At 54.6% G+C, this 1,298-nt stretch carries 1 protein-coding gene and 1 pseudogene; one reads left to right on the plus strand and one right to left on the minus strand.

Annotated features, from left to right (window positions below; translation table 11 throughout):
- Nucleotides 1-922, minus strand: a 922-nt coding sequence (locus tag RC85_RS25870) for a D-arabinono-1,4-lactone oxidase (protein WP_202907974.1), incomplete at its 3' end; no start/stop codon positions are given.
- 43 nt (nt 923-965) lie between these two features.
- Between RC85_RS25870 and RC85_RS25875 the strand changes: the two are divergent.
- A pseudogene (locus RC85_RS25875) lies at nt 966-1,298 on the plus strand (hypothetical protein); the annotation flags it as partial.

The raw sequence follows: 1,298 nt of genomic DNA on the forward strand, positions 1-1,298 counted from the left end.
GAACGATTTCCTTGAATCGATCCATGTCGGCATAGAGACACGCGTTCTGATCGCGGTCGAGCGGATTGTACTTTCCCCAGTGACATCGGCCTCCAAACAGTTCGGCAATCAGCGGCGCAATGAAGTTGGCAAACTTGAAAAAACCTTCGCGATCGGCAGGACATTGGTAGCTAATGAAACTGATCGCGTACCAGTCTTCGTCAACCTCCGCGGTGTCCGACGCCGAGCTACACGTCAGCATCGTGTCGTCAGGAAAAATTCGTCGGTAGCAGATCGGATAGTGGTGCACGTAGCTTCCGGCCATCGAATCAAGCTGCTCTTTCGCGCCGGCGGAATCCAGTAGCGAGTCTGTCGAATCTGCATTTCGCTTGGGTTGCGATCCAAAAACGCAAACGATATCGGTCAACAAGTCCGTTGCCTGTTGAAGTTTGCTTCTCGGCACAAAGACTTCGATTTCGATGTGTCGAAACAGATCGTGCTCCATCACCAACATCGCATGCGAATCATCGACGATTTTCCAGTTGTTGATGATCGTCCACGGGAGAATTCGTTTGAAGAAGAATCGCGTTGCGGCAGCCGATTTGAGCGTTCGCGACAGCAGTGACACCGCGATGTGAAGCCCGACATCGATCACACAGAAACAATACAGTCGATAGAGCGTTGCCAGTCCGCTTCGTGGCGAATTGGTCTCGACGCGATGGTGCCCGAAGAAATTCCAAGCCCACGGCATCAGGTAAAATTGTTGCTTTGGGTGAGAGTCTTCCATCGCGATCGCGCTGTCGAGCGTTCTGTGCGCCCGAGCATGTTCTTCGATGTTGTACTTTTTGCGACAGCCGAACTGGATCTCCACAATCACGCCCAGCATCCCCAATGAGCAGCGCGCCGCACGAAGTTCGTCGCCCGAATCGATTGTCGTGATCACGGCGTTTCCGCGCGCGTCATAGTGCGCGACCCGCACGGCTTTGATGAAATGGGACAAGCTGTTGCTGCCGGAACCATGCGTTCCAGTCGCAGTCGCGCCGGCGACAATCTGTTCATCAATCAGACCCACCGAAGGCAAAGTCAAACCGCTTTGCTACAAAGCCCGCCACCTTCACGACGCCGTCGAAGGCCTGCCGACGGTCGCTGCGGTTTGCGTGTATCCAAATTACGTCTCGCTGGCGCATAGCGAACTAAAAGGCTCCGGCATCAAAGTCGCTTCGGTCGCGACCGCTTTCCCCAGTGGAAATTCGTCGCTCGAAATCAAGCTCTCCGATGTTCGCATGGCGGTTGAGCAGGGAGCCGACGAAATCGACATG

It is taken from the genome of Rubripirellula obstinata (assembly GCF_001642955.1).
GTDB lineage: Bacteria > Planctomycetota > Planctomycetia > Pirellulales > Pirellulaceae > Rubripirellula > Rubripirellula obstinata.